Origin of the sequence: Haloplanus sp. HW8-1 (genome assembly GCF_023703795.1) — an archaeon.
GTDB lineage: Archaea > Halobacteriota > Halobacteria > Halobacteriales > Haloferacaceae > Haloplanus > Haloplanus pelagicus.
In genome coordinates this window covers 891,969-914,519 of record NZ_CP098518.1, presented here as the reverse complement: position 1 = coordinate 914,519, position 22,551 = coordinate 891,969, and the positions used below count along the sequence as shown (strand labels likewise).

29 protein-coding genes are annotated in these 22,551 nt (G+C 68.6%); 16 read left to right on the top strand and 13 right to left on the bottom strand.

The genetic code is table 11. From position 1 onward, the window contains the following. Position 1: 1 nt before the first annotated feature. The 3 genes from ilvN to NBT82_RS04905 form a co-directional block, all read right to left on the bottom strand. The gene (gene ilvN / locus NBT82_RS04915; RefSeq protein WP_251330458.1) at positions 2-592 is read right to left on the bottom strand and encodes an acetolactate synthase small subunit; all 591 of its coding nucleotides are present in this window, start codon (positions 590-592) and stop codon (positions 2-4) included. Continuing rightward, positions 589-2,358, bottom strand: coding sequence for a biosynthetic-type acetolactate synthase large subunit (gene ilvB, locus NBT82_RS04910; protein WP_251330457.1), 1,770 nt, complete (start codon positions 2,356-2,358; stop codon positions 589-591). Before ilvB ends, ilvN begins: the two co-directional genes overlap by 4 nt. 337 nt (positions 2,359-2,695) lie before the next feature. Continuing rightward, a complete protein-coding gene (locus NBT82_RS04905) occupies positions 2,696-3,943 on the bottom strand; it encodes a LeuA family protein (RefSeq protein ID WP_425601762.1) in 1,248 nt (415 codons plus the stop codon). A gap of 188 nt (positions 3,944-4,131) precedes the next feature. Between NBT82_RS04905 and NBT82_RS04900 the strand changes: the two genes are divergently transcribed. Together NBT82_RS04900 and NBT82_RS04895 are read left to right on the top strand one after the other, a co-directional pair. Continuing rightward, positions 4,132-4,506, top strand: coding sequence for a cupin domain-containing protein (locus NBT82_RS04900; RefSeq protein ID WP_251330455.1), 375 nt, complete (start codon positions 4,132-4,134; stop codon positions 4,504-4,506). A gap of 48 nt (positions 4,507-4,554) precedes the next feature. After that, complete coding sequence (locus NBT82_RS04895; RefSeq protein ID WP_251330454.1) at positions 4,555-4,860, top strand: DUF5779 family protein; 306 nt, start codon at positions 4,555-4,557, stop codon at positions 4,858-4,860. Between the two features lie 54 nt (positions 4,861-4,914). On the opposite strand, the gene NBT82_RS04890 is transcribed toward NBT82_RS04895, so the two are convergent. Next, on the bottom strand, positions 4,915-5,628 hold the full coding sequence (locus NBT82_RS04890; protein WP_251330453.1) for a VOC family protein: 714 nt from the start codon (positions 5,626-5,628) through the stop codon (positions 4,915-4,917). Positions 5,629-5,719: 91 nt separating this feature from the next. On the opposite strand from NBT82_RS04890, the gene NBT82_RS04885 reads away from it, so the two are divergent. Further along, positions 5,720-6,391, top strand: coding sequence for a hypothetical protein (locus tag NBT82_RS04885; RefSeq protein WP_251330452.1), 672 nt, complete (start codon positions 5,720-5,722; stop codon positions 6,389-6,391). Continuing rightward, on the top strand, positions 6,388-6,825 hold the full coding sequence (locus NBT82_RS04880; protein WP_486617150.1) for a JAB/MPN domain protein-containing protein: 438 nt from the start codon (positions 6,388-6,390) through the stop codon (positions 6,823-6,825). The genes NBT82_RS04885 and NBT82_RS04880 overlap by 4 nt, the downstream gene beginning before the upstream one ends. 178 nt (positions 6,826-7,003) lie before the next feature. On the opposite strand, the gene NBT82_RS04875 is transcribed toward NBT82_RS04880, so the two are convergent. Beyond that, a complete protein-coding gene (locus NBT82_RS04875) occupies positions 7,004-7,213 on the bottom strand; it encodes a ribbon-helix-helix domain-containing protein (RefSeq protein WP_251330451.1) in 210 nt (69 codons plus the stop codon). Positions 7,214-7,330: 117 nt separating this feature from the next. Between NBT82_RS04875 and NBT82_RS04870 the strand changes: the two genes are divergently transcribed. Continuing rightward, positions 7,331-7,657 carry a DUF2795 domain-containing protein gene (locus tag NBT82_RS04870; RefSeq protein WP_251330450.1) on the top strand — a complete coding sequence of 109 codons (327 nt, stop codon included), beginning with the start codon at positions 7,331-7,333 and terminating at the stop codon, positions 7,655-7,657. 25 nt (positions 7,658-7,682) lie between these two features. On the opposite strand, the gene NBT82_RS04865 is transcribed toward NBT82_RS04870, so the two are convergent. Further along, complete coding sequence (locus NBT82_RS04865; RefSeq protein ID WP_251330449.1) at positions 7,683-8,351, bottom strand: helix-turn-helix domain-containing protein; 669 nt, start codon at positions 8,349-8,351, stop codon at positions 7,683-7,685. Positions 8,352-8,512: 161 nt separating this feature from the next. Here NBT82_RS04865 and NBT82_RS04860 point away from each other — a divergent pair, with 161 nt between their 5' ends. Further along, the gene (locus tag NBT82_RS04860) at positions 8,513-8,797 is read left to right on the top strand and encodes a hypothetical protein (RefSeq protein ID WP_251330448.1); all 285 of its coding nucleotides are present in this window, start codon (positions 8,513-8,515) and stop codon (positions 8,795-8,797) included. 13 nt (positions 8,798-8,810) lie between these two features. After that, positions 8,811-9,029 (top strand): hypothetical protein, encoded by a 219-nt coding sequence (locus NBT82_RS04855; protein WP_251330447.1) that lies wholly within the window; start codon positions 8,811-8,813, stop codon positions 9,027-9,029. A 76-nt stretch (positions 9,030-9,105) separates the two neighbouring features. Here the strand turns inward: NBT82_RS04855 and NBT82_RS04850 are convergent, their stop codons facing one another. The 5 genes from NBT82_RS04850 to NBT82_RS04830 form a co-directional block, all read right to left on the bottom strand. Beyond that, complete coding sequence (locus tag NBT82_RS04850) at positions 9,106-10,215, bottom strand: bactofilin family protein (RefSeq protein ID WP_251330446.1); 1,110 nt, start codon at positions 10,213-10,215, stop codon at positions 9,106-9,108. Positions 10,216-10,487: 272 nt separating this feature from the next. After that, entirely contained in the window at positions 10,488-11,981 is a 1,494-nt protein-coding gene (gene menE / locus NBT82_RS04845; RefSeq protein WP_251330445.1) for an o-succinylbenzoate--CoA ligase, read from the bottom strand. After that, positions 11,978-12,367, bottom strand: a complete 390-nt coding sequence (gene mce, locus NBT82_RS04840) for a methylmalonyl-CoA epimerase (protein WP_251330444.1) — start codon at positions 12,365-12,367, stop codon at positions 11,978-11,980. Before mce ends, menE begins: the two co-directional genes overlap by 4 nt. Positions 12,368-12,410: 43 nt before the next feature. Next, entirely contained in the window at positions 12,411-12,716 is a 306-nt protein-coding gene (locus NBT82_RS04835; RefSeq protein WP_251330443.1) for a hypothetical protein, read from the bottom strand. 155 nt (positions 12,717-12,871) lie between these two features. Continuing rightward, positions 12,872-13,699: a universal stress protein gene (locus NBT82_RS04830; protein WP_251331349.1), complete on the bottom strand. Its 828-nt coding sequence runs from the start codon at positions 13,697-13,699 to the stop codon at positions 12,872-12,874. A 114-nt stretch (positions 13,700-13,813) separates the two neighbouring features. Between NBT82_RS04830 and NBT82_RS04825 the strand changes: the two genes are divergently transcribed. After that, the gene (locus tag NBT82_RS04825) at positions 13,814-13,966 is read left to right on the top strand and encodes a hypothetical protein (protein WP_251330442.1); all 153 of its coding nucleotides are present in this window, start codon (positions 13,814-13,816) and stop codon (positions 13,964-13,966) included. Here NBT82_RS04825 and NBT82_RS04820 read toward each other — a convergent pair. Beyond that, complete coding sequence (locus NBT82_RS04820) at positions 13,963-15,639, bottom strand: acyl-CoA mutase large subunit family protein (protein ID WP_251330441.1); 1,677 nt, start codon at positions 15,637-15,639, stop codon at positions 13,963-13,965. The genes NBT82_RS04825 and NBT82_RS04820 overlap by 4 nt on opposite strands. A gap of 199 nt (positions 15,640-15,838) precedes the next feature. Between NBT82_RS04820 and NBT82_RS04815 the strand changes: the two genes are divergently transcribed. The 8 genes from NBT82_RS04815 (at position 15,839) to NBT82_RS04780 (ending at position 21,890) form a co-directional block, all read left to right on the top strand. Then, positions 15,839-16,165, top strand: a complete 327-nt coding sequence (locus tag NBT82_RS04815; RefSeq protein WP_251330440.1) for an SHOCT domain-containing protein — start codon at positions 15,839-15,841, stop codon at positions 16,163-16,165. A gap of 169 nt (positions 16,166-16,334) precedes the next feature. Further along, entirely contained in the window at positions 16,335-18,716 is a 2,382-nt protein-coding gene (locus tag NBT82_RS04810) for a methyl-accepting chemotaxis protein (RefSeq protein ID WP_251330439.1), read from the top strand. Positions 18,717-18,764: 48 nt separating this feature from the next. Next, positions 18,765-19,535 (top strand): creatininase family protein, encoded by a 771-nt coding sequence (locus NBT82_RS04805; protein ID WP_251330438.1) that lies wholly within the window; start codon positions 18,765-18,767, stop codon positions 19,533-19,535. 43 nt (positions 19,536-19,578) lie between these two features. Further along, complete coding sequence (locus NBT82_RS04800; RefSeq protein ID WP_251330437.1) at positions 19,579-20,100, top strand: TspO/MBR family protein; 522 nt, start codon at positions 19,579-19,581, stop codon at positions 20,098-20,100. A gap of 52 nt (positions 20,101-20,152) precedes the next feature. Then, entirely contained in the window at positions 20,153-20,551 is a 399-nt protein-coding gene (locus NBT82_RS04795) for a nascent polypeptide-associated complex protein (RefSeq protein WP_251330436.1), read from the top strand. Further along, a complete protein-coding gene (locus NBT82_RS04790; RefSeq protein ID WP_251330435.1) occupies positions 20,548-21,276 on the top strand; it encodes a methyltransferase domain-containing protein in 729 nt (242 codons plus the stop codon). Before NBT82_RS04795 ends, NBT82_RS04790 begins: the two co-directional genes overlap by 4 nt. Positions 21,277-21,345: 69 nt before the next feature. Further along, entirely contained in the window at positions 21,346-21,567 is a 222-nt protein-coding gene (locus tag NBT82_RS04785) for a hypothetical protein (protein WP_251330434.1), read from the top strand. Then, a complete protein-coding gene (locus NBT82_RS04780; protein ID WP_251330433.1) occupies positions 21,564-21,890 on the top strand; it encodes an aminopeptidase in 327 nt (108 codons plus the stop codon). Before NBT82_RS04785 ends, NBT82_RS04780 begins: the two co-directional genes overlap by 4 nt. On the opposite strand, the gene NBT82_RS04775 is transcribed toward NBT82_RS04780, so the two are convergent. Then, the gene (locus tag NBT82_RS04775) at positions 21,887-22,477 is read right to left on the bottom strand and encodes a DUF6517 family protein (protein WP_251330432.1); all 591 of its coding nucleotides are present in this window, start codon (positions 22,475-22,477) and stop codon (positions 21,887-21,889) included. The two genes, NBT82_RS04780 and NBT82_RS04775, sit on opposite strands and share 4 nt — an antisense overlap. Positions 22,478-22,551 lie beyond the last annotated feature (74 nt).

Below are 22,551 nucleotides of genomic sequence, written 5' to 3'. Positions count from 1 at the left end.
GTTATGTCGTCCTGCGTGTGCCGCGTTCGAGCGCCGCGGTGCCGGTCCGGACGATCTCGTGGATGCCGAACCGCCCGAACGTCTCGATGGCGGCGTCGATCTTCTGCTCGCTGCCCGTGATCTCGACCGTCACCGACTCCTGGGAGACGTCGACGGTCTTGCCGTCGTACATCTCCGCGACCGCGCCGACCTGATCCGGGGCGCTCCCGTCGACCTTGATCAAGGCCAGTTCGCGCCGGATGGCGTCGGGTTCGAGTTCCGTGACGGCGATGACCGGGACGAGCTTCTGCAGTTGTTTTTTCGCCTGTTCGATGCCCGGGTCGGGCTCCTCGATCTCGAGGGTGATCCGGGCCCGGTCCTGATCGGTGGTCGGCCCCACTGTCAGGCTTTCGATATTGAACTGTCGTCGCCGGAAGAGTCCGGAGACGCTCGCCAGCACCCCGGGTTCGTGTTTCACGAGCGCCGAGAGCACGACCCGCCTGGCCTCGGGTTCCGCTTCGGCCTCGGGGTCGATCCGGATCCCTTGGGAGTTGCGTCGACCGTCCGGCGTCGGTCGCTCCTCGGGGGCCGGTCCGTCCAGTCCACCGCTCATAGTTGCTCCTCCGAGAGGGCGAACTTGTCGTTTGCGCCGCCGCTTGGCACCATCGGGTAGACGTTCTCCGCGGGATCGATGTGGAAGTCGATCACCGACGGACCGTCGTAGGCGAGTGCCTCCTCGACGGCGTCGGCCACCTCGTCGTAATCGTCGACGCGCCAGCCGCGGGCGCCGAACGCCTCCGCGAGCTTGTCGAACTCCGGAATCCAGCTGTAGCCGGCGGCCATGTGACGCCCCTCGAAGAAGGCGTCCTGCCACTGGCGCACCATCCCGATGTACTCGTTGTTCAGGATGGCGACGGTGATGTCGAGGTCCTCGCGCACCGCGACCGAGAGCTCCTGTACCGTCATCAGGAAGGAGCCGTCGCCGTCGATACAGACGACCTCCTCGTCGGGGTCGGCTGCCAGCCGGGCGCCGATGGCCGCGGGCAGGCCGTAGCCCATCGTCCCCAGCCCGTGCGAGGAGATCCACTTGCGCGGCTCGCGGAACGTCCAGTACTGGGACGCCCACATCTGGTGCTGACCGACGCCCGAGGTGACGATGGCCTCGTCGCTCGTGGCCTCGTCCAGCGCCTCGACGACGAACTGCGGCTTCAGCGGCTCGTCGTCCGGCGCCGCGTAGTCCATCGGGTACTCCACCTTCCAGGTCCGGCACTGTTCGCGCCACGCCTCGGCGTTCGGGGCCGTCGATATCGCGTCGTCGAGTTGTTCGAGGACGCGCCCCGCGTCGCCGATCAGCGGATAGTCCGCGTGGATGTTCTTGCTGATCTCCGCCGGGTCGATGTCGACGTGTACGACATCTGCTTCGGGGGCGAACGTCTCGATGCCGCCGGTGAGGCGGTCGTCGAACCGGGTGCCGACGGCGATCAGCAGGTCCGTGTGGTTGATCGCCATGTTGGCGTAGCCGGTGCCGTGCATCCCCGCCCACGAGAGACAGAGGTCGTGATCCTCGGGCATGGTACCGATGCCGGGCATGGTCGTCACGACCGGAATCTCGTACCCGGTCGCGAACGACCGCGCCGCCTCGCTGGCCTCCGCCTTCACGACGCCGCCACCGAACAGGAGCAAGGGCCGTTCGGCCGTCTCGATGGCCGCGGCCGCCCGGTCGACGGCCGCCTCGTCCGCCTCGTCCTGTGGGGTGTACGTCTCCGGCGTCTGGGGCATCCCGGGCTCTCGATCCGTCTCGTCGTTGGTCACGTCCTTCGGGAGGTCGACCAACGTCGGGCCCGGCCGCCCACTGCCCGCGAGCGCCACCGCCTCGCCGACGGTGTCACCGACGGTGTCGGCGTCGCTCGCGAAGTAGTTGTTCTTCGTGATCGGCGCGGTGATGCCTGTCGTGTCCGTCTCCTGGAAGGCGTCACTGCCGACCATCGTCTGGGGCACCTGGCCGGTCAGCGCCACGACCGCGTCGGAGTCCATGTTCGCGTCGGCGATGCCGGTCACGAGGTTGGTCGCACCGGGCCCCGACGTGGCCAGACAGACGCCAGGCTGCCCCGACACCACGTTGTAGGCGTCGGCGGCGTGTGCGGCGCCCTGTTCGTGGGCCATCATCACGTGATCGATGTCCGACCCCCAGAGGGCGTCGTACACCGGCATGATCGCACCGCCCTGTACGCCGAACATCACCTCGATGCCGGCGTTCTCCAGGGCGCGCACGGTGGACGTGGCGCCGGACGTGACTGTCGTCGGCGACGCGTCGCTCGCGTCGGCCTCGGTCGACTCATCGGCGTCGGTCTCCCGCTGTTTGGTCGTTCGTTCGCTCATGATCCTGTCTCAGTCGGTCGGTTGCGATACCTCGGCTGCTGTCGGTGTGTGTCGGTCATAGTCGAGTGGCCGTGTGACTCCCTGCGTACGGTACGGTCGTCGGAGAGGAAGGGGAAGTGAGGGGCTATACAGCCCCTACAATGGATCCGAGCGAACCGCCGACTGCGCGCTGGCTGTCCCCGTCGGGAGCAGCGCTCGCGGCCTGGCTGCGGTCGACGTCGAACCCTCGCATCGTACCCCTTGGGTCCCGCTCCGAGCGTATAACTGTTTCCGTCGCAGTCGGCCGGCGAGGGAGCGACCCGCCGCTCCCGGGGTGGAGCGAACGGGGACCCGCCCATCAGGCGCGGACCTCCTCCTCGCGGGTCACGTTCTCGTCGCGAGCGAACCGCCGCAGGTCCGCCATCGTGACGCGCTCTTTGTCGGCACCGTAGTCTTTGACCAGCCGGGTGACGGCCCGAACCTCCGAGTCGGTCGGCTCGTAACCGATCTCCTCGAGGCGCTTGCGCACCGAGTGGGTCCCAGTATGCTTGCCCAGCACGAACTCCCGGGTGGCACCCACCATCTCAGGGGTCATCACGCCCGGCTCGAACGTGTCCGAGTTCTCGATGACGCCCGCGGCGTGGATGCCGCTCTCGTGGGAGAAGGCGTTGCGTCCCACGACGGGCTTGTTCGGTGGGTTGGGGATGTCGCTGTAGTCCTCGACCATCCGGGACAGCTCCGTGATCCGGGTGGTGTCGATCCCGGTGTCGACGTCGTACAGCGCCTCGGAGGCCATCACGACCTCCTCGAAGGCTGCGTTGCCGGCACGCTCTCCGATCCCGTTGACCGACACCTGTGCCTGTGCGGCGCCGGCCTCGAAGCCGGCGATGGCGTTCGCCGTCGCCAGTCCGAAGTCGTCGTGGGCGTGCACGTCGACCTGCGCGTCGGTGTTCTCACGGACCATCCGCACCAGATCCATGAAGCGCGTCGGCGTCGCCACCCCACACGTGTCCGGAATGTTGATCCAATCGGTGCCAGCCTCGCTGACCGCCTCGACCATCTCGACGAGGAAGTCGTCGTCGGTCCGGGTGGCGTCCATCGGCGAGAACATACACTCCACGCCCGCCTCCTTTACGCGTTCGACGCAGGCGACCGCGCGCTCGACCGCCTCCTCGCGCGAGGCGTGCATGGAGTCCTGCAGTTGCACGTCGCTCGTGCTCACGAAGACGTGGACCAGTTCCACACCCGACTCAAGCGCCGCTTCGACGTCCTTGTCGACGACACGGGCGAGACCACACACCGTCGTGTCGGTGGCGTTCGAGATGTCCTGGACGGCCTCGAACTCCGCGTCCGAGTTGACCGGGAACCCCGCCTCAATGACGTGTGTGCCCATCTCGTCGAGTACTTCGGCGATGTCTCGCTTCTCGTCGTAACTGAACGACGTGCGTGGCGACTGCTCACCGTCTCGTAGCGTCGTGTCGAAAATTCGTACACCGTCGATTTCACCGGTGCGGGCCAACGTGCCCTGGAAGAACTCGATCCGCCGGGGCATCCGACGAATCCTCCATGTCGTTAGACATTGTACTCTACCAGAGGAAGCGCCCACTATAAAAACTTGTCCTTGTGTGTCGCGCTATCGACCGACGAAGACGGACACACGCCGCCCCGTCGGTCGGCTCACGCGTCCCGAGCGGCGGCGAGGGCCCCCGAACCGTCGGGGCCGTGGCCGGTAACGGCGACCGGGCGCACACGTTCGGGACAACCCCTTCGCCGACGGCGCGCCGAGTCCGACCGATGCCACGCATCGACTTCGACGCGGAACGCGACTACGACGACGACCGATTCACCGCCGTCGGCGCCTTCCGGAGCGACCGGGCGAAGGTGATCTGTGCCTACTTCGAACCCGGACAGTTCATTCCGGTCCACGCCCCGGGAAGCGATCTCGTCGTCTCGATCAGAGCGGGCACGGGACGCGTCCGCGATGGCGACACCGACCACCGGGTCGAGCCCGGGGACGTGATCGTCGTCCCGGCCGACACCGAGCGCGGAATCAGGGCCGACGACGGATCGCGACTGGAGGCGCTCGTCGTGACCGCGCCGCCGCCCACGGATGCCGAACACGAACTCGTCCGTCGGGGCCTCCGCCGCGGCGAGTTCGACCCCGCGTGACGACGCCGCGCCCGAACGCTTTTCTCTCGCCCCCGCGACCGTAGGGCCATGAGCGAGTTCGACCTCGACCTCCGCAACGCGGAGGAGCAACTCGAGGGCGGCGGCGACGGTGGATCCGAGGTCGTCCTCGGTGTCCTCGATGGGAGCACCGAGCCCGTCGAGTGGATCGAAGCCGTCGAGGACGGCAAGATCCTCGTGTTGAGTGTCGAGGGCGACCTGAACCGACTCGCCGCCGGCTTCGCCCGAGAGGTCAGGGACGCCGGCGGCACGCTGATGCGCTTTCGTGGCTTCCTCGTCGTGACGCCGCCCGGCGTCGGCATCGACACCGACCGCCTGTCCGATAGTAGCGATTGAAAGTCATTACACAGCCGATCGCAGTACGGCGTCCGATCGGTTGAGCAACCAGTTTCAATCGCTACTATAGCGCCGGAACGTGAGCCAGTGGCCGTCGGCGTCACGGATCCGGACCCCGTCGTCGAGGTCGACGCGGACCGTCGTCCACGCCGCGACCGCCTCCGCGGCCGCCTCGGGGACGACCGTCTCGAAGCCCAGGTCGACGTGAACCCCGCCCCGGGCGTCGGCGATCCCCAGCTGTGGCTCCCAGAGTTCGACGTCCACGGGGCCGCACAGCCGGCTACGCCGGCGCGAGGTTCCCCGGTCCACCGGTTCGAACCCCAGGGCAACGAATCGCTCGACGGCGTCGTCGAGGTCGGCCACTTCGAGCACCACCTCGAAGATCCCCGTCGGCGAGCCCGGATCGGTCCCCGGATCGCGCCCGGCGTCGGGGTCGAGTCCCCAGATCTCCACGCAGTTGCCGTCGGGATCGTCGACGTACAGCGACGCCGACTCGCCGAAGGTGGCCGTCTCGGGGTCGAGGTCGGCCAACCGCGCCCGCCAGCCCGGCCCGGTGCCGGGGGCCACGGTGAACGCGAAGTGCGTGTGGAGGCCACCCCGCGGGACGCCGTCCGGTCGCCGTAGTCGTAGCTCCGTCTCGCCGACCGGAAAGAGGACCTCCCGAGCCGACGTCTCGGCGGCGGTCAGCCCGAACCGTTCGGCGTAGAACGCCCGCGCGGCGTCGAGATCCGCCACCTCCAGGGTCAAGTGAGTCACCCGATCGAGCACGGGACGCCGTAGGACTGCCAGGGGGTTAACTCCCGCCCGTCGTCGATGCCGCCAGTCGAGGGTTTATGCGCGTTCCGCCCCCACTGGGGGTATGCCACTGAAGGGCGGTCACGCTGACCTGCGCGAGATCGACCGCTGGGAGGGGGGCGTCGGCTGGATCGCCCATCCCGACGAGCGGATGCAACGGGCGAGTCACGCCTTCGCCGTCGACGGGGACGTGTGGGTGATCGATCCGGTCGACGCACCGGGACTGGACGACCTCCTCGCGGACTTGGGTGAGGTGGCCGGGGTCGCGGTCTGTCTCGACCGCCACGAGCGCGATGCGGCGGCGGTCGCGACCCGACACGACGTCCCCGTCTACGTCCCCGAGTGGATGGATGGCGTGGCGTTCGACGCGCCGGTCGAACGCTTCGGTGGGGAACTCGGGGACTCGGGCTATCGCGTCCGGCGAGTTCGTGACGCCTCCCTACCGCCGTGGCAGGAGGTCGCACTCTACACCGACGAGACGCTTCTCGTCCCCGAGGCCGTCGGCACCGCCTCCTTTTTCCGAGCCAAGTCGGAGCGTCTCGGCGTCCACCCGATGCTCCGGCCGATCCCGCCACGGCGGGCGCTCGCCGATCTCGAACCCGACCGGGTGCTGGTGGGACACGGCGAGGGCGTCTTCGAGGACGCGACCGCCGCGCTCCGGGACGCCCTCGACGGTGCCCGCCGCCGTCTGCCCGCCGCGTACGCGAATATGGTCCGCGAGATGGTGCTTGGGTGACGTCCGACGACCACGACGGCGGCCCGGTCTATGCGACTCGTGGCCTCGTCGAGATGCTCCTCGAACGCGCCGTCGACGCCGAGCCGTCTCGGGTGAACGTCGTCCTCGACGCGACGCCGGCCGGCAACTTCGAGACGGATATCGGCGTCGATCCGGCCACGCCCGTCCTCAGCCACGTCTACCTCCCCGCGGCGGGACGGGCCGTCAGCGACGTGTTCGGCGTCGACCTCGGCACGCCCGCCGGTCGGGGACGCGCACGCTTTCTCACCCATCCACAGGGACCGGCGGAACTGACCCGCCGCGACGACCTCGCGGGCGTCGTCTTGCTCGCGGTGCCGCCGTGGGAGGAACTACTCGCCTTCGATCGTCGGAGCCGGCGCCTCTCCCTCAGAGTCGTCGACGCCGAACCGCCCGCCGAGTCGGTCCCCGAGTGATCGTGACCCCACGAAACGCCTCGGCGGCGACGACGCCGCCGAACCCCGCGAGGCACCCCTCGGCCGACTCGACGGCCGCCGCCGAGAGCGTCGGGGAGCGGGTGGTGTCGGGCCGCTGACGACGGCCGAACTGCTCGACAACGTGGACCGTGTCGGGGCCGCCCAGAGGCGTCGAGAGTCAGTCGAGATATCCGAGGTCGGCCAGTTGGTCGGCGATCTCCTCGAACTCCGCTTCGGTCAGTTCGCCGCTACGCTGGTGCTGGATGACGATGCTCCGGAGCAGGAAGCGAACCAGATCGCTCGTGCTGGAGAAACTGGTTCCCTCGATGGTCTCCTCGACACGGTCGCCGAGTTCCTTCGGAATCGAGACCGTCGTATACTCGGTCATAGCGGTGCCAGGCGGCCCGGCGACATATACCCACCGTGACGAAGCGACGGTCGCCGCCGGCGACACGGCCGCACGGAATGGCCGTCTTTTTTAATCGTTCGCTGACAAGGCCGGGTAATGGCAGCCAGGCCGCCACAGCAGGACACGTCGTCACCGGATGCGGTCGAGTTCGGGATCGCCGCCCTGGTCGGCCACCTCGACCACGCGGAGGTGGAGTATCCCGCGAGTCGTGACGAAATCGTCCGGGCGCTTGGCGACCCCGACATTCCCTACGACGGATCGGGGAACTCGGTTGCCTTATCCGAGGCCATGGAGTCGCTTCCGGAACGACGATTCGAGTCCGAGTCGGAACTGCTCGATCTCCTCCACCCCGTGTTCGAGGAGTACCGCGTCTCGACGGGTGGGGGCCTGTTCGGGCGACTGCGGGCGCTCCTTCCGTTCTGATCGTCGACGTCGCGTCGCGGCGACCTCACTCCGCCGTCGCGCGCGGCGACTCGTCGAACGTCACGTCCAGCCGCTCGGCGACGAACTCCTTGACGACCCGCTCTTCGGCCCGATGGAGCGTGACGCTCGCCGTCGACTTCGCCAAGTCCACCTCCTCGGCGACGTCGGTCAGGGTGCTCTCGCGCGGCGTGTCGTAGTATCCCATCTCGACGGCCGTCACCAGCAAAGTCCGCTGCTGGGGGGTGAGCAGGTCCGGTGGGTCCGAGGCGTCGTACACCCGGTTGAGGGTGTAGGACATGCCGAACGTCTCCAGTTGGCGACCGAACTCCGAGAGGCGGTCGCGCGAGGCGGTGAGTTCGATGATGGCCTGCCCGTCCCGGATGGTCAGAGGGAGTTCTATCGGCGCGCCCGACTGCTGAATCGACAGCAGGAGAAGTGGCTCGGTCGTCTCGAACTGGACGATGGCCGTATCGCCGGAGCGTTGCATCAGTTCCAGCGAGCCGACGCCGGGTCGGTCCTCCAGTCCGTCGAGGACGGCGGGCATCTCCTCGCTCTCGATTTCGAGGAGGCCGAAGCCCGCATCCCCCGACGGTACGGCCGAGAGCACACGGAACGTCGTCCCGGGGAACGCCCGCGACAGTTCGCCGATCCAGACGGCCGACGGCAGGCCGATGGTGAGCTTGGCGTATGGCATGTACGTGGGGACGCACGCCGACCCAACGGGAGTTTGCACGAACATGTTCGCATATTACACCGGGAGCTCCCCGAGATCCGAGGTCGGACACGAACGTATTCGAACCAACGCAGAACCCGGTACCGGGTCGAGACGTAGACGTCTCCCAATCCGACGCGCCCGTGAACCGCGGATCGATCCTGGGCACCAGCGCGCACTTCGGCAGCGACGAGACGGCCGGCGCCCCCAACCGGCAGGTTGGATACATCCAAGAGTACCGCGCTGAGCCTCGGTACGGGAGCGGCTCCGACGCACTGATCCGGGCCGAACGGGCCGCCGTCGACCGCCTCGTCGAGAACCGCCTCGCCCGACACAACCGCGCCGGTGGAGTACTCCGCGGCCGAGGCCTACGCCCACCGGTAGGTCCGTGCGGACTACGCCGAACGGTGCCACTGGGGGAGTCGTGAACACTGGCTTCCGGTGGGCACCATCGAGTCCGCCGGGGAGGCCCGTGCGTTCGCCGATTTCGCCCTCCGGACCGCCTGGGCCTCACACACCGAACGCCCCGGAACGGAGCACACTTACACCAACGACTGGCCCTACGCTCCCCTCCACGGCAACGAGCCCACCGCCGGGACGATGATCCAGAGCGTCATCACGATGGTTCTGCTGGTCGCGGGCGCTGGAATCGGCCTCTGACTCTACAAGTCGGTCGACTCCCCGGTGTCGACATGCTGGGCGTCCTCCCCGAGGACGACCGAGCGGGGACCCACCCCTACGTCGTCGGGGCGTCCTCGAACCCCTCGTCGGGCGCGGCCTGGCGCTCCGTCCGCCCGCCCCGGTGTCGCCGATAGGCTTGTCGGATCCCCACGGCGAGGGCACCCAGTCCGAGCAGGAGCACACCCAGTTCGAGCAAGCCTCCGAGGACCGGCACCGCGCCGAGGACGGCGACCCCGCCCACGCCGACGACGAGGGCAAGCCACCGGTGTTCCCGACCGACCGCCGAGAGCATACGCACGCCGACAGCGTACTGTCCGTAGACCAGGCCGGCCCACACGAGTCCGGCGAAAGCCACTGCACCGACGACGGCAAGTGGGAGACCAACCAACGTGACCGCGACGAGAAGTAAAACGAGGGGGACGCCGACCAAGGTCAGCAGGCCGGCTCCGCCGGTGCGAAGGGGGGCCGCTCCGACTCGCGACGCCACGCCGGCGGAGAAGTCCGGAAAGGCAAGCAGCAGGATCACGCCGAGCAACAGGTTCGCCAGCAACTCGTAGACTGCGCCGACCACCGAGCCGAGGACGCCGCTGCCCCCGGACGCCGATCCGCGAGTCCCGTTCTCGACGACCGCTCCCCCCACGGTCGCCCCCGGATCGCGGGTCAGCGTCTCGGCATCGTACTCGAAGTCCCCCGCGACGCGGGCGTTCGGCCCGAGTACGACCGTCTCGGCACCGACGCTCACGTCGCCGCCGATCCGTCCGTCGATGGAGGCGTATCCCGCCCCCGCATCGAGGTCACCGCCGATCCGTGCCGTCTCGGTCACGTCGAGGGACCCGGCACCGACGTTCACACTGCCGTCGACGGTGCCGTCGATGCGGACAGTGCCCGCCGCGGCTTCGACGCTCCCGCCGACCCGACCGGACTCGGTGACGTGAATCGTGCCGGCGGTGCCGGCCACGTCGCCCGTGACCGTCCCCCGGATCACGATGGTGCCCGCCACTGCCTCCACGTCGCCGACCGTCTCGTCCGCGCCGACGACCACCGTACCGGCGGCACCCCGCACCGACTCCGCCGCGGCGATGCCGACCGGCGCGGAGAGCACCAGCAAGACGACGAGACAACGAACGAGGTGTCGGCGACCGACGGGGGAAGTTCGGGGGAGCATATCCGCCAATACCGTCAGCGATATTGATAAAACACGCCGGTGATCGGTCGCGGGCGGTCGCCCCGGCAACGTCTTCGGCTTCGGGCTGGTCCCCCCTCGCGAACCTCCACATCCGCCTGCAGGTGGGCATTCCGCTCTCCGTGGTCGGCGTCGGGCACCGCGCCAACGACGTCGCCACCGCGGCCGGACCCGCGCACGGTGGCTACCTCGCCAACCGCCACGGCCGCCGGCCTGACGACCCACGTCTTGCCCACGGAGAACTGCGCGACCGGCTAACCAAACCGGTCGCGGACTGCCGTTCGGTCGACCGTCCCCGAGTCGGTGCGCGGGATCGACGCCGCGAGGCGGATCGTCCGTGGCACCTTGTACCCCGCCAGCCGCTCCCGACAGTGATCGTCGAGCGCGTCGGCCGAGAGGGTCGCCCCGTCACGAGGGACGACCAGCGCCGCGACGCGTTCGCCCCACTCCTCGTCGGGTAGGCCCACGACCGCCGCATCGGCGACGTCGGGGTGGTCCCGGAGTCGCTCGACCACCTCCGCCGGGACGACGTTCTCGCCCCCGGTCACGATGGTGTCGTCGGTACGGCCGATCACCCAGAGTCGCCCGTCGGCGTCGCGGTAGCCCACGTCGCCGGTCCGGAGACCGTGGAGACCGAACCCGTCGTCGTCGCGGTCGTCGAGGTAGCCGGGCGTCACCGTCGGCCCGTCGACGACGAGTTCGCCGACCTCGCCGGGAGGTCGCTCGTCGCCCTCGTCGCCGCGGACGGACACCTCTGTCCAGAACAGCGGTCGGCCGACGGTTCCGGGATGGGCCCGTGCCTCCGCCGGGGTCGCCGTCGCGATCTGGGAGGCGGTCTCCGTCATTCCGTAGGTGGGGAACACGGGGACGTCTCGCTCCCAGCAGCGGTCGAGGGTCGACTCGCTCGCCGGTGCGCCGCCGAGCAACACCGTCCGCAGGGACGACCCGAGCGATCCGTCCGTCGCATCGAGCAGGCGGTCGAGCGTGGTCGGCACCAGCGACGTAGCCGTCACGTCGTACCGGTCGAAGTCGGCGGCGACCGCCGGGGCGTCGAACGACTGCCGGAGGACGACCCGCATGCCGTACAGCGGCATCCTGAATATCGGGGTGAAACCGCCGACGTGATGCAGGGGGAGGGCAACGTGCCAGGTTTCCGCGCGATCCAGGCCGAGTCGGAACGCGGAGGCGACGGCGCTCGCGAGGAGGTTCCGGAGGGTCAGCCGGACCCCCTTCGGAGTGCCGGTCGTGCCGGAGGTAAAGGAGAGGAGTCCTGTCGAATCGAGGTGCCAGTCGTGTGCGACGACCGCGTCGGGCGTCCGCGCGCCGAGGGCGGTCACGTCACCCGTTCCGGCGCCGTCCACCGAGGCGACGGGCAGCGACGTCGCCTCGGCGGCCGACGTCGCCGCCTCGACCGCCCGTTCCGCCGTCGAGGCGTCACAGACGAGCGCCGTTACCCGCGCTCGATCCAGCCTGTCGGCGAGTTCGGCGGCCGAGAGGCGGGTGCCGAGCGGGACGACCGTGGCTCCGAGTCGCAACGCCGCGTGGATCACCCGGACCGCCGCCGGGCGCGGCGGGACGACGACACCGAGTCGGTCCCCGGGGCACACGCCGAGTGCCGCGAGTCGACCCGCAGTCCGCTCGACGGCCGCATCGAGGTCGCTGACCGTCCACCGCTCGTCGGCGTCGGCATCGATCAACGCCGTCGTCTCCGACGCCAGGTCGGCCCGGTAGGTTAGTGGATCTTTCATCCGTGCTCGACGAACTCCACGAGGACGCCGCCGGTCGACGCGGGATGGAGGAAGGCCACGTCGTGTCCCCAGGCACCGGGTCGGGGCTGCTCGTCCACGAGGTCGATCCCGTGATCTCGGGCAGTCGCCAGGGCGGCCGCCACGTCGGTCGTCGCGAACGCGACGTGGTGGATCCCGGGCCCGTCGCGGTCGAGCGACCGCGCGATCGGTCCCTCACCGTCGAGCGGTTCGAGCAGTTCCAGATAGCCGTTGCCCAGATCGAGGAAGGTGACGTCGAGACCGTCGAACGTCTCCCGGTGTGCGACCGGGGCGTCGAGGAGGGGCTCGAACAACCCGGTCAACCGGTCGACGTCACGGGTGGCGACGCCGACGTGATCGAAGCGCATACGTCTACTCCCGGGCGCGCGGACAAATACCCTGCGTGGCCGGTCAGCCGTCCTCGCCGTCGTCGTCCTCGTCGTCGACCGTGAACGGCGACTCCGCCAAGGAGCGGTGCTCGACCCGTCGAGCGCGGTCCGCGAGGTCCGAGATGTAGTGGAGCGCGACGGGGATGATCTCGTCGTCCTTCGCGACTTTGAACCGTCCGTCGACGAAGCCGAGGTACTCCGGATCCCCGTCCAGCGGTTCGATCCACAGGACCCACTCGGGACCGTTCGCGTTCAGCCAGTTGGCGATCCCGTTGCCCGTGATCGTGTCCCGGTCGAGTTCGTCAGCCGGCGGTTCGCTCTCGCTCATCACCCGAAGAACGGCCGGAGGTAACAAAACGTTGTTCACCTGTGACGCTCCGGGACGACCGGGCAGAGTGCGCGTGCGGGCCGACGGTCGAGGCACTCCACCTCGGCGTTCCACGCGAGTGTGTCGCGGAGGAGTTTCCCACCCGCCGGAAACGGTCAGATCCGCTCGTGGTCGCCGATGGAGAGTACCGGCCGGTCGCTGAGGCGGACGACCCGTTCGGTGACGCTCCCGAGGAGGTAGCGGTCGAAACCGGTCCGACCGTGGGTCCCCATCGCGATCAGATCGATCCCCTCGTCCTCGGCGTAGGCGACGATAGCGCGGTAGGGCGACCCGCTCAGGATCGACGCCTGAACGCTCGAGACGCCCGCGGCGTCGGCGCGGTCGATGACCGACTCCAGCGCACGCTGGCCGACCCGTTCGAGGGCCTCCAACAACGTACCCGACCCGTCGGACGGGAGGACGCCGCGGTCGACGACGTGGACCACGTGGAGTGTCGCGCCCGTCGCCGCGGCGAGTTCGACCGCGTGGGCCGCCGCCGTCTCCGCGCAGTCGCTCCCGTCGGTCGGCACGAGGACGGCGTCGAAGTCGTCGACGACCGTCTCCTCGCGGACGGTCACCACCGGGACGGGTGACTTGCGGAGCGTCCGCTCCGCGACACTCCCGAGGAGATGCTGCCCGAGGCCGGTTCGGCCGTGGGTGCCCATCGCGATGCAGTCGGCGTCGTGGTCGGCGGCGTATCCGAGGATGGCACGGTGGACCGCCTCCTCGGCGTCGAGAACGGCCGTCGTCGCGTCGAGGCCGGCGGCACGCACCCGCTCCGCGACGGCCGTCGTTGCGTTCTCGCCCGCCACGTCGTCCTCCTCCTCGCGGACGTACAGCGTGTGGACGTCCGCGCCGAATCGCTCGGCGAGGACGACCGCCTGCGTGGCTGCGACGTCCGTCACGTCGCTCCCGTCGGTCGGCACGAGTATCGTGTCGTACATCGGATTCACGTGTTGGAATTTTAACTATTCAGGCATAAACCCGCACCGTCGCTCTCACCGTTCCGACGCCACCGCAATCTATAAGAGACGGCGAGTCAGCCATAATGAAAGACCATGATAGAAGAGCGGCGGAGGGGATGCCCGCTGTGTGCCAGAGCGGTCGACGACCGCACCGAACTCCGGATCCACCTGATGGTCGATCACCGAAAGAGCGCGGTGATCGACGAGTACGTCGATTGGGTGGAAGGTCGGGTCGTCACGCCCTAACGGCCGGGCTGGTACTCCCCGAACTCCTCGCGGAGGACGTTCGCGATCTCGCCGACCGTCGCGTAGGCCTTCACCGCGTCGACGATGGGCGGGAGCAGGTTGTCGTCGCCGCGAGCCGTCTCGCGGAGCGTCGCGAGCGTCGCCTCGACTGCCTCGTCGTCGCGGTCGGCCCGCACCGACTCCAGCCCATCGATCTGTCGGCGTTCGTCCTCCTCGGTCACCTCTTCGAGGTCGACCTCGGGGTCCTCGTCGACCCGGTGCTCGTTGACGCCGACGATGATCCGCTCCCCCTCCTCGATCTCCTGTTGGCGGTCGAAGGCCACGTCCTGGATCCGGCCTTGGACCCACTGGGACTTCACGGCTTCGAGCATGCCGCCGCGTTCGTCGATCTCGTCCAACAGGTCGAACGCCGCCGCTTCGAGGTCGTCGGTCAGGGACTCGACGTAGTAGCTTCCCGCGAGCGGATCGATGGTGTCCGCGGCGCCCGACTCGTGGGCGAGGATCTGCTGGGTCCGGAGCGCCGTCCGGACGCTCTTCTCGGTCGGGAGCGACAGCGCCTCGTCTTTCCCGTTGGTGTGCAGGCTCTGGGTGCCGCCGAGCACCGCGGCGAGCGCCTGGTACGCCACTCGGACGACGTTGTTGTCGATCTGCTGGGCGGTCAGGGTCGACCCACCGGTCTGGGTGTGGAACTTCAACTGCTTGGATTTCGGGTTCTCGGCGCCGAACCGCTCTTCCATGATCTCCGCCCACATCCGACGGGCGGCACGGAACTTCGCCACCTCCTCGAAGATGTTGTTGTGCGCGTTGAAGAAAAAGGAGAGTTGGGGCGCGAACTCGTCGACGTCCTGACCGGCGTCCAGGGCCGCCTCGACGTACTCGATGCCGTTGCCGAGGGTAAAAGCGATCTCTTGGGCCGCCGTCGACCCGGCCTCGCGGATGTGATACCCCGAGATGGAGATCGTGTTGAACTTCGGCGTCTCCTCGGCACAGAACTCGAAGATGTCGGTGATTAGGCGCATCGAGGGTTCGGGCGGATAGATGTAGAGGTTGCGCGCGATGTACTCTTTCATGATGTCATTCTGGATGGTGCCGCGGAGTTCGGACCGAGCCACCCCTTGCTGGTCGCCGATGGCGACGTACATCGCCAGCAGGATCGCCGCCGGCGCGTTGATCGTCATGCTCGTCGACACCTCGTCGAGGGGGATGCCGTCGAACACCGTCTCCATGTCCCGCAGCGTGTCGATGGCGACGCCCGACTTCCCCACCTCGCCGGCGGCCATCGCGGCGTCTGAGTCGTAGCCCATCTGTGTCGGCAGGTCGAAGGCCATCGACAGCCCGGTCTGGCCCTCGTCGAGCAGGTAGTTGAACCGCTCGTTCGTCTCGGCGGCGGTCCCCATCCCCGCGTACTGGCGCATGGTCCACAGCCGACCGCGGTACATCGTCGAGTAGACGCCGCGGGTGTAGGGCTCCCGGCCGGGGTATCCGAGGTCGTCGCCGTAGTCCAGATCGGCGACGTCGGCGGGGGTGTAGAGGGGATCGACCTCCTGGCCCCCGGTGTCGGTGGTGAACGCGTCCGTTCGCTCCCCGAACCGATCCACGGTCGGCCCGTAGGCGTCGGCCTCCCACTCGGCTTTGCCCTCGCGGATCTGTTCGAGGTCGTCGGGGTCGAACATGGCCGATGCGACGCGGGCCGCGAACTTATACTGTTGGCTGTCCGTCGATCGAGGGGCTCGTCACCGCGACGTGTCGAGTATCCCGGCACACGGACCGGAGACGGTACCCTCGGTACGCAGCGGCGACGCTCCCGGCGGTTGGGAATCGTCGAGACGGTTAGGTCAGTGGGGTTCCGACTATCGGATGGTGGCAAGGCCGATGCAGATCCCGACACGCCCGCTAATGGACGCACTCGCACAGGTACAGCCCGGGCCACACGGTCCCCACAACGGTCCACACTGGGGTGGCGGACCGATGGGCGGTGCGAGCACGGGAACCGTCGGCGGGTTCGGCGGTTGGCTCACGCTCCTGGTCCTCGCGTTCCTGCTCGCCGCGCTCGTGGTCGCGGTGGCGTACGCATGGACCCGTGAGGAGGGTCGCGACGACGACGGAGCGATGGCTACACTCCGCGAGCGATACGCCGCCGGTGACGTCGACGACGAGGAGTTCGGCCGTCGACGGGACCGACTCCTCGACAGTGACTAACGTCCGAGCACGGGCCGGCCGCCTCGTCGCCTCCGATTTTCTCTGCTGATAATTTGTCCCATCGGTTTTTTACGGTCGAATGTGCCCCAGATGATATGCGCGAACGTACCGAATCGGCGGTGGCCCCGGGGTGCTCAGGGCCGATCCGATCGACGGAGGTGATGGATCGATGACGTGGGTTCCGTCAGTCGTCACCGACAGTTACCTGAAACGATTCGCGGCGATTGTCGCGGTCGTGCTGGTCGTCGTCGCCGGCGTGGGGGTCTTCTTCCAGGGGCAAGTCGCGGCCGAACTCCGCCACGAACAGCAGGCGGAACTCCGGACCATCGCCGAACTCGAAGCCAACGCGGTCGGAGAGTGGGTCGACCGCAACAGCGAGAACACGCGGTTGCTGTCCGAGTTCCGAGAGATCGAAACGGACGACCGCCGCCAGATCGGCGCCACGCTCGACTCGGAACTCGACCGAATGCCCGAGTCGACCCAGTCGATCCACTACGTCAACCTCAACTCGAACACCATCGTCGAGAGCACCGACAACGACCGGATCGGAGCTAGCGTCGGGGACATGCAGTGGGCGCGTGGCTCCCTCGAGGATTCCTACCACCGTGACTCCACGTCGGTTGCCGTCTCCAGAGCCTATCGACAGGGCAACGTCACGCTCATCGCGTTCGTCAGTCGGGTCGCGGGGACCGAAAAGGCGATCATGGTGACCGTCGACGCCAACGAGCGAGCCGCCGAGTTCCGGACGCCGACGGAGAGCGGCTTCACGCAAGTCGTCGACGGCGAGGGCGCCGTCTCACTGGCGGAGGACGACGAGGTAGTGCTGCAAGAGTACGGTCACGGCATGGGTCACGTCCAGATGGCTCGGGAAGGTAAGACCGGTACGATGGATATGGACGACACGAACATGGTCGTCGGTTACGCGCCGGTCCCGGTCGAGGGTGCCAACTGGGTCGTCGTCACGCACGCACCGCGCTCGGAAATGTACGCGCTCGCTGGCGTCGTCACCCGCGATTTCACCGTCCTCGTCGGTATCTCGCTCGCCGGCTTCCTACTGATCGGGGCGACGCTCGGCCGAAACACCGTGAACGCGCTGGATCGCCTGACCCGCGACGCCGAGGCGATCACCCGCGGTGACCTCGACACCGAGATCGAGTCGACGGATCGCGACGACGAAATTGGCCAACTGGTCGACGCGTTCGTCGACATGAAGGCGTACCTCTCGACGGTCGCGGCCCAGGCCGACGCCGTCGCAGACCAGCGGTTCGACGCCGAGGTCCTCGACGAGGACGTGCCGGGGACGTTCGGCGAGACGATCGCTCGGATGAGCGAGGACGTCGAACGTGCACAGAAGGAGGCCGAACGGGCACGCCGCGATGTCGAGGATTTGAACACCGCCCTGGAGGAGCAGGCGGACTCGTTCGGCAAGACGATGTCCCGCGCCGCGGCCGGCGACCTGACCCAGCGGATGGACGCCGACGGTCGGAGCGAGGTCATGAACGGTATCGCCGACTCGTTTAACGACATGATGACGGAGATCGAGACGACGCTGGGACGGATTCGCGAGTTCGCCGACGAGGTGGCCGTGGCCAGCCAGCAGGTGACCACGAGCGCCGAGGAAGTCGAGAGCGCGAGCGCGGACGTGAGCGAATCCATCCAAGAGATCTCGGCCGGTGCCGAACGGCAGGACGAGCGGTTGACGACCGTCTCGGGCGAGATGCAGAGCCTCTCGGGAGCCATCGAGGAGGTCGCGTCGTCGGCCGACGAGGTGGCGGCGACCGCCGAACGGGCGGCCGAAACCAGCGAGGCTGGCAGCGACGCGGCCATGGACGCCGTCGACGAACTCGAACGGATCGAAACCCGGGCACAGGAGACGGCGACGGAGGTGACGGCTCTCGCGGAAGAGGTCGCCGAGATCGGCGACATCGTGGACATGATCGCCGATATCGCCGAACAGACGAACATGCTGGCGCTCAACGCCTCGATCGAAGCCGCCCACGCCGACGGTGACGGCGACGGCTTCGCCGTCGTCGCCGACGAGATCAAGGTCCTCGCCGGAGAGGCATCCGACGCCACCGAGCGGATCGACCGCCGTATCGCCGACGTACAGGACACCGCCGACGGCACCGTCGACGATATGGACCGGATGCGGGAGCGCGTCGTCGACGGGAGCGAAACCATCGACGACGCGCTCACGTCGCTCGACGACGTCGCCCGACAGGTCGACGAACTCAACACCGGCGTCCGCGAGATCAGCGCGGCGACGAACGATCAGGCCGAGTCGACCGAGGACGTCGTCTCGATGCTCGACGAGGTGGCCGAACTGGCCGACCGGTCGAGCGCCGAGGCGGCGAACGTCTCCGCCGCCGCCGAGGAGCAGACGTCGACGCTCGCGGACGTCTCCGAGAGCGCGCGGTCGCTCTCGGAGCAGGCCGAGTCACTCCGCGACCTGCTGAGCGAGTTCGACGTCGAGACGACCACCAGCGCCGGGGAACCGGCCGGGGTGACGGACGACCGTCCGACCGCCGCCGACGGCGGCCCCGATCGATAGCCGTCGAGTGACACGATTGAAGGGGGTTGGGCTCCGAACCGCGGACGAATGTACATCGCAGACGAGACTTGGCCGGCACTGGGTGACTACTTCACGGACGAGTCGCTGGCGCTCGTCCCGTTGGGCTCGACCGAACAGCACGGCCCACACCTCCCGCTGGCGACCGATCACCTGATCGCGGAGGCGTACGCCCGCGAAGCCGCCGAGCGCACCGGTTACCTCTGTACGCCCACGATCAACGTCGGCGTCAGTCCTCACCACCGCCAGTTCAACGGGACGATGTGGGTCGATGCCCCCCAGTTTCGGGACTACGTCGAGTCGTTCACCCGAAACCTCGCCTACCACGGCATCGATCGCGTGATCTACGTCAACGCTCACGGCGGCAACGTCGACCACCTGCGCGAGGTGGGGCGTCGACTCCGCGACGACGAGGAACTGTACGCGGTCGAGTGGATGTGGAACGACAGCATTCCGGATCTGGTCGACGACCTGTTCGAGCAGAACGGCCCCCACGGCGGGCCGAAGGAGACGGCGATGATCCAGCATCTCCGCCCCGAGTTGGTCCGCGAGGATCGGCTGGCGGACGCCCGCGACGGCGGCGTCCCCGACGTCGAGGCCGCGGAGACGATCAAACACGGCGCCCGGACCTTCTACGACGCCGCCGACAACACCGGCAACGGCGTTCTCGGCGACCAGACCGACGCCACCGCCGAGAAGGGTGCCGAGATGTTCGAGGCGGCGACCGACCAGCTCTGTCAGCTCTGTGACTGGATCGACGCGCAGGCGTTCGAAGACCTCATGCCGAAACCGCACGTCTAAGGGCGGCGATACGGCTTTCCGTCGCCCGATCGTACCAACGCGAATGGTCTCGCTCCGGTCCACGGTTCGGCGACTCCCCGATGACCACCCACTCGGCGCACTAGTCCTCGCCGTCCTCGTGGTCGAACTCGCCGGCGCCTCGGGCGCCGTCTTCACCCTTCGCGGACTCTCGGCGTGGTACGGGACGCTCGCTCGGCCGGCGTTCGCCCCGCCGAACTGGGTGTTCGGGCCGGTGTGGACGGCGCTGTTCGCGCTCATGGGCGTCGCCGTGTGGCTGGTCTGGTGCCGAGTCGACGATCCACCGCCGACCGGTCGCCGTGCACGGATCGCCATCGCGGTGTTCGCCGTCCACTTCGTCTGCAACGTCGGCTGGTCGGCCGCGTTCTTCGGCCTCCAGTCCGTCACGCTCGGCCTCGCCGTCATCGCCCTCCTCTGGGCGTCCATCGTCGTCACCATCGGGACCTTCGATCGAGTGGATCGACGCGCGGCGCTCCTCCTCCTCCCGTATCTCGCGTGGGTGAGTTTCGCCGCCTATCTGAACTATCGCTTCTGGGCGTTGAACTGAGGGCCGACGCCCCTTCGCCATGCTTTTGCCGCCACACCCTCTCTCACGAGGTATGTTCGGTGGCGGCGGTATGAACCCGCGAAAGATGAAACAGATGATGAAACAGATGGGCATCGACGTGACGGAACTCGATGCCGAAGAGGTCGTCATTCGGACGGCCGACGAGGAACTCGTCTTCCCTGACGCGCAGGTGACGCGCATGGACGCACAGGGCCAGGAGACGTATCAGGTCGTCGGCGAACCGGAGAGTCGCGACCCGAGCGGCGCGGCCGGCGCCGTCGAGGCCGGTGGCGAGGAGACCGACGACGGGGCGCCGACCGACGAGAGCGAAATCCCCGAGGACGACGTGGAACTCGTGGCGACCCGTGCCGGCGTCGGCAAAAGCGAGGCCCGTGACGCCCTCGAAGCCGCCGACGGCGACCTGGCGGCGGCCATCGCCCGACTGGAGTGATCCTCCTGGTCCGCGGCGACCGGGAGTACCTCCGGGCGCCCGGCGAGGAACTCCAGACCGACCTCGGCGTCCTGACCGTCCCCGAGGACGTCGAACCCGGCCAGCGGTTGGAGACACACCTCGGCGAGGAGTTCGTCGTCCGGGAGCCCCGCGGCCCCGACTTGTTCGACCACTTCGAGCGGACGGGTGCGCCGATGATGCCTCGGGACGTCGGACTCGTGATCGGCATGACGGGCGCCGCGGCCGACGACCGCGTCCTCGATGCGGGGACCGGAACGGGCGTCCTGGCGGCGTACCTCGGCCGAGTCGGCGCGTCGGTGCGGACCTACGAGCAGGACGCCGAATTCGCCGAGGTGGCGCGCGAAAACATGCGCCTCGCCGGCGTCGAGGACCGCGTCGACGTGCGGACCGGCGACGTGACCACGGAACTCGGCGACCTCGCCGACGAGGCGGCGTTCGATCTCCTCACCCTCGATACGGCCGACGCACCCACGGTCGTTCGCCGGGTGCCGGATCTTCTCGTCAGCGGCGGCTTCGTCGTCGTCTACTCGCCGTTCGTCGAGGGGACGCGCGACGCCGTCGACGCCGCCGAGGCGGTCGGGCTGACCGACGTGACGACCCACGAGACGATCCAGCGCCGGATGCAGTTCGACGACCGAGGATCGCGGCCCGACACCCGTGGCGTGGGTCACACCGGTTACCTCACCGTCGCGCGCCTGCTGTGAGCGCGATCCGGACCCAGTCGACGGGAGCGTGGCCGACCGTATAAGTACGTGGCCGCCGAACCGACGTCCATGAGTCGGGAGCGCGGCGCCGAGATAGACGACGTGCGAACCTGGCCCGAGCTGGCGGTGGGGCTCTACGAGCGACTCACCGGCCGTGGCGCCGAGATCACCTACGAGTTCGACGACCTGGAAGTGCGTGTCCCGGACCGGATGGGCCCGGACGCGGACCACGCTCAGTGGCGGCTCGACGGTACCGTGCGCGTCCGGACCCGCGAGACCGACCGCGAGTGACCGACGCGGAGCGGCCGCTCGACGTGTACGCGGATCTGACCCTCGACGTCGGCGAGACGACGGTGTCGATCCGCGGGTACGGTGACCTCGTGGTCGTCCGGGCACCTTCGCTCCGGGCGGTGCGGGCACTCGCCAGCGGCGCCTCTCGAGTCCCCGTCTTCGATGGGTTGTCTCGGGCGGACGTGACCCTCGACGTCAGGGTTCGGGGCCACAGCGTCGCCCGAGCGGGGCCGGGACACGACCCCGGACACCTCTCGCGTGTCCTCGGCGTCGACCCCGCACGGATCAGCCCCGGCGGTGTGGTGCTCTCCCTCTTCGATTAACCCGTCGCGCGGATCAGCACGAACAGTTCCTCGCGGAACCCTTCGGGGTCGATGCTGTCGGTCAGTGACTCGGAAACGCGCTCGTCGACGGACGGTGCCGTGTCGACGATCGACCTGGGGTAGGCGCCGCCGGCCAGTCTGAACGCCCGGTCGGGCGCCCACACCGCAAGCCAGCCGTCGACCGCAAGCGTCACGCCGTCGACCCGACACCGGGCGTCGTACCGGAACAGACGGGCGTCGGCGTCGCCGACACGGAGCGACCGGCGGTCGATTCGCTCGACGGCGCTGAATCCTCGGTCGCCGAGGCGGTCGGCGAACCCGCGGCTTGCACGGGCGGCGACCAGTCTGCGGAGCGCGCCCGTCACCGGCGGCGCCGGGGCGAGTTCCAGGCGGGCGGCGAGGAAGAACCGCCAACTTCGGTCGAGACCCGACCGGTCGCGGACCTCCTCGCGGAGCCGGTCGTCCTCGAACAGGAGGATACGCGCGGTGACCGTGAGTCCGGCGGCCGAAAACGGCGTCTCCGTGGCGTCGCTCGCCCGCTGCCAGTCGGTCAAGCGGTCGGTCGGGACCGACGGCGGCGCGACCATCGTAAGAGTGTCTGGGGGCCGGCGGTGAAATACCTTGGTCCGGTGTGCCCGCGGGGACGCCGGTGAACGGATCG

Coding starts and splice junctions, on each gene's coding strand:
- NBT82_RS04870 (WP_251330450.1), top strand. CDS start 7,331: ATGGCAGCCAGGCCGCCACAGCAGGACACGTCGTCACCGGATGCGGTC.
- NBT82_RS04815 (WP_251330440.1), top strand. CDS start 15,839: ATGCAGATCCCGACACGCCCGCTAATGGACGCACTCGCACAGGTACAG.
- menE (WP_251330445.1), bottom strand. CDS start 11,981: ATGAAAGATCCACTAACCTACCGGGCCGACCTGGCGTCGGAGACGACG.
- NBT82_RS04900 (WP_251330455.1), top strand. CDS start 4,132: ATGCCACGCATCGACTTCGACGCGGAACGCGACTACGACGACGACCGA.
- NBT82_RS04865 (WP_251330449.1), bottom strand. CDS start 8,351: ATGCCATACGCCAAGCTCACCATCGGCCTGCCGTCGGCCGTCTGGATC.
- NBT82_RS04785 (WP_251330434.1), top strand. CDS start 21,346: ATGAGTCGGGAGCGCGGCGCCGAGATAGACGACGTGCGAACCTGGCCC.
- ilvB (WP_251330457.1), bottom strand. CDS start 2,358: ATGAGCGAACGAACGACCAAACAGCGGGAGACCGACGCCGATGAGTCG.
- NBT82_RS04810 (WP_251330439.1), top strand. CDS start 16,335: ATGACGTGGGTTCCGTCAGTCGTCACCGACAGTTACCTGAAACGATTC.
- NBT82_RS04775 (WP_251330432.1), bottom strand. CDS start 22,477: ATGGTCGCGCCGCCGTCGGTCCCGACCGACCGCTTGACCGACTGGCAG.
- NBT82_RS04820 (WP_251330441.1), bottom strand. CDS start 15,639: ATGTTCGACCCCGACGACCTCGAACAGATCCGCGAGGGCAAAGCCGAG.
- NBT82_RS04850 (WP_251330446.1), bottom strand. CDS start 10,215: ATGCTCCCCCGAACTTCCCCCGTCGGTCGCCGACACCTCGTTCGTTGT.
- NBT82_RS04895 (WP_251330454.1), top strand. CDS start 4,555: ATGAGCGAGTTCGACCTCGACCTCCGCAACGCGGAGGAGCAACTCGAG.
- NBT82_RS04885 (WP_251330452.1), top strand. CDS start 5,720: ATGCCACTGAAGGGCGGTCACGCTGACCTGCGCGAGATCGACCGCTGG.
- NBT82_RS04835 (WP_251330443.1), bottom strand. CDS start 12,716: ATGAGCGAGAGCGAACCGCCGGCTGACGAACTCGACCGGGACACGATC.
- mce (WP_251330444.1), bottom strand. CDS start 12,367: ATGCGCTTCGATCACGTCGGCGTCGCCACCCGTGACGTCGACCGGTTG.
- NBT82_RS04825 (WP_251330442.1), top strand. CDS start 13,814: ATGATAGAAGAGCGGCGGAGGGGATGCCCGCTGTGTGCCAGAGCGGTC.
- NBT82_RS04800 (WP_251330437.1), top strand. CDS start 19,579: ATGGTCTCGCTCCGGTCCACGGTTCGGCGACTCCCCGATGACCACCCA.
- NBT82_RS04805 (WP_251330438.1), top strand. CDS start 18,765: ATGTACATCGCAGACGAGACTTGGCCGGCACTGGGTGACTACTTCACG.
- NBT82_RS04875 (WP_251330451.1), bottom strand. CDS start 7,213: ATGACCGAGTATACGACGGTCTCGATTCCGAAGGAACTCGGCGACCGT.
- NBT82_RS04795 (WP_251330436.1), top strand. CDS start 20,153: ATGTTCGGTGGCGGCGGTATGAACCCGCGAAAGATGAAACAGATGATG.
- NBT82_RS04830 (WP_251331349.1), bottom strand. CDS start 13,699: ATGTACGACACGATACTCGTGCCGACCGACGGGAGCGACGTGACGGAC.
- ilvN (WP_251330458.1), bottom strand. CDS start 592: ATGAGCGGTGGACTGGACGGACCGGCCCCCGAGGAGCGACCGACGCCG.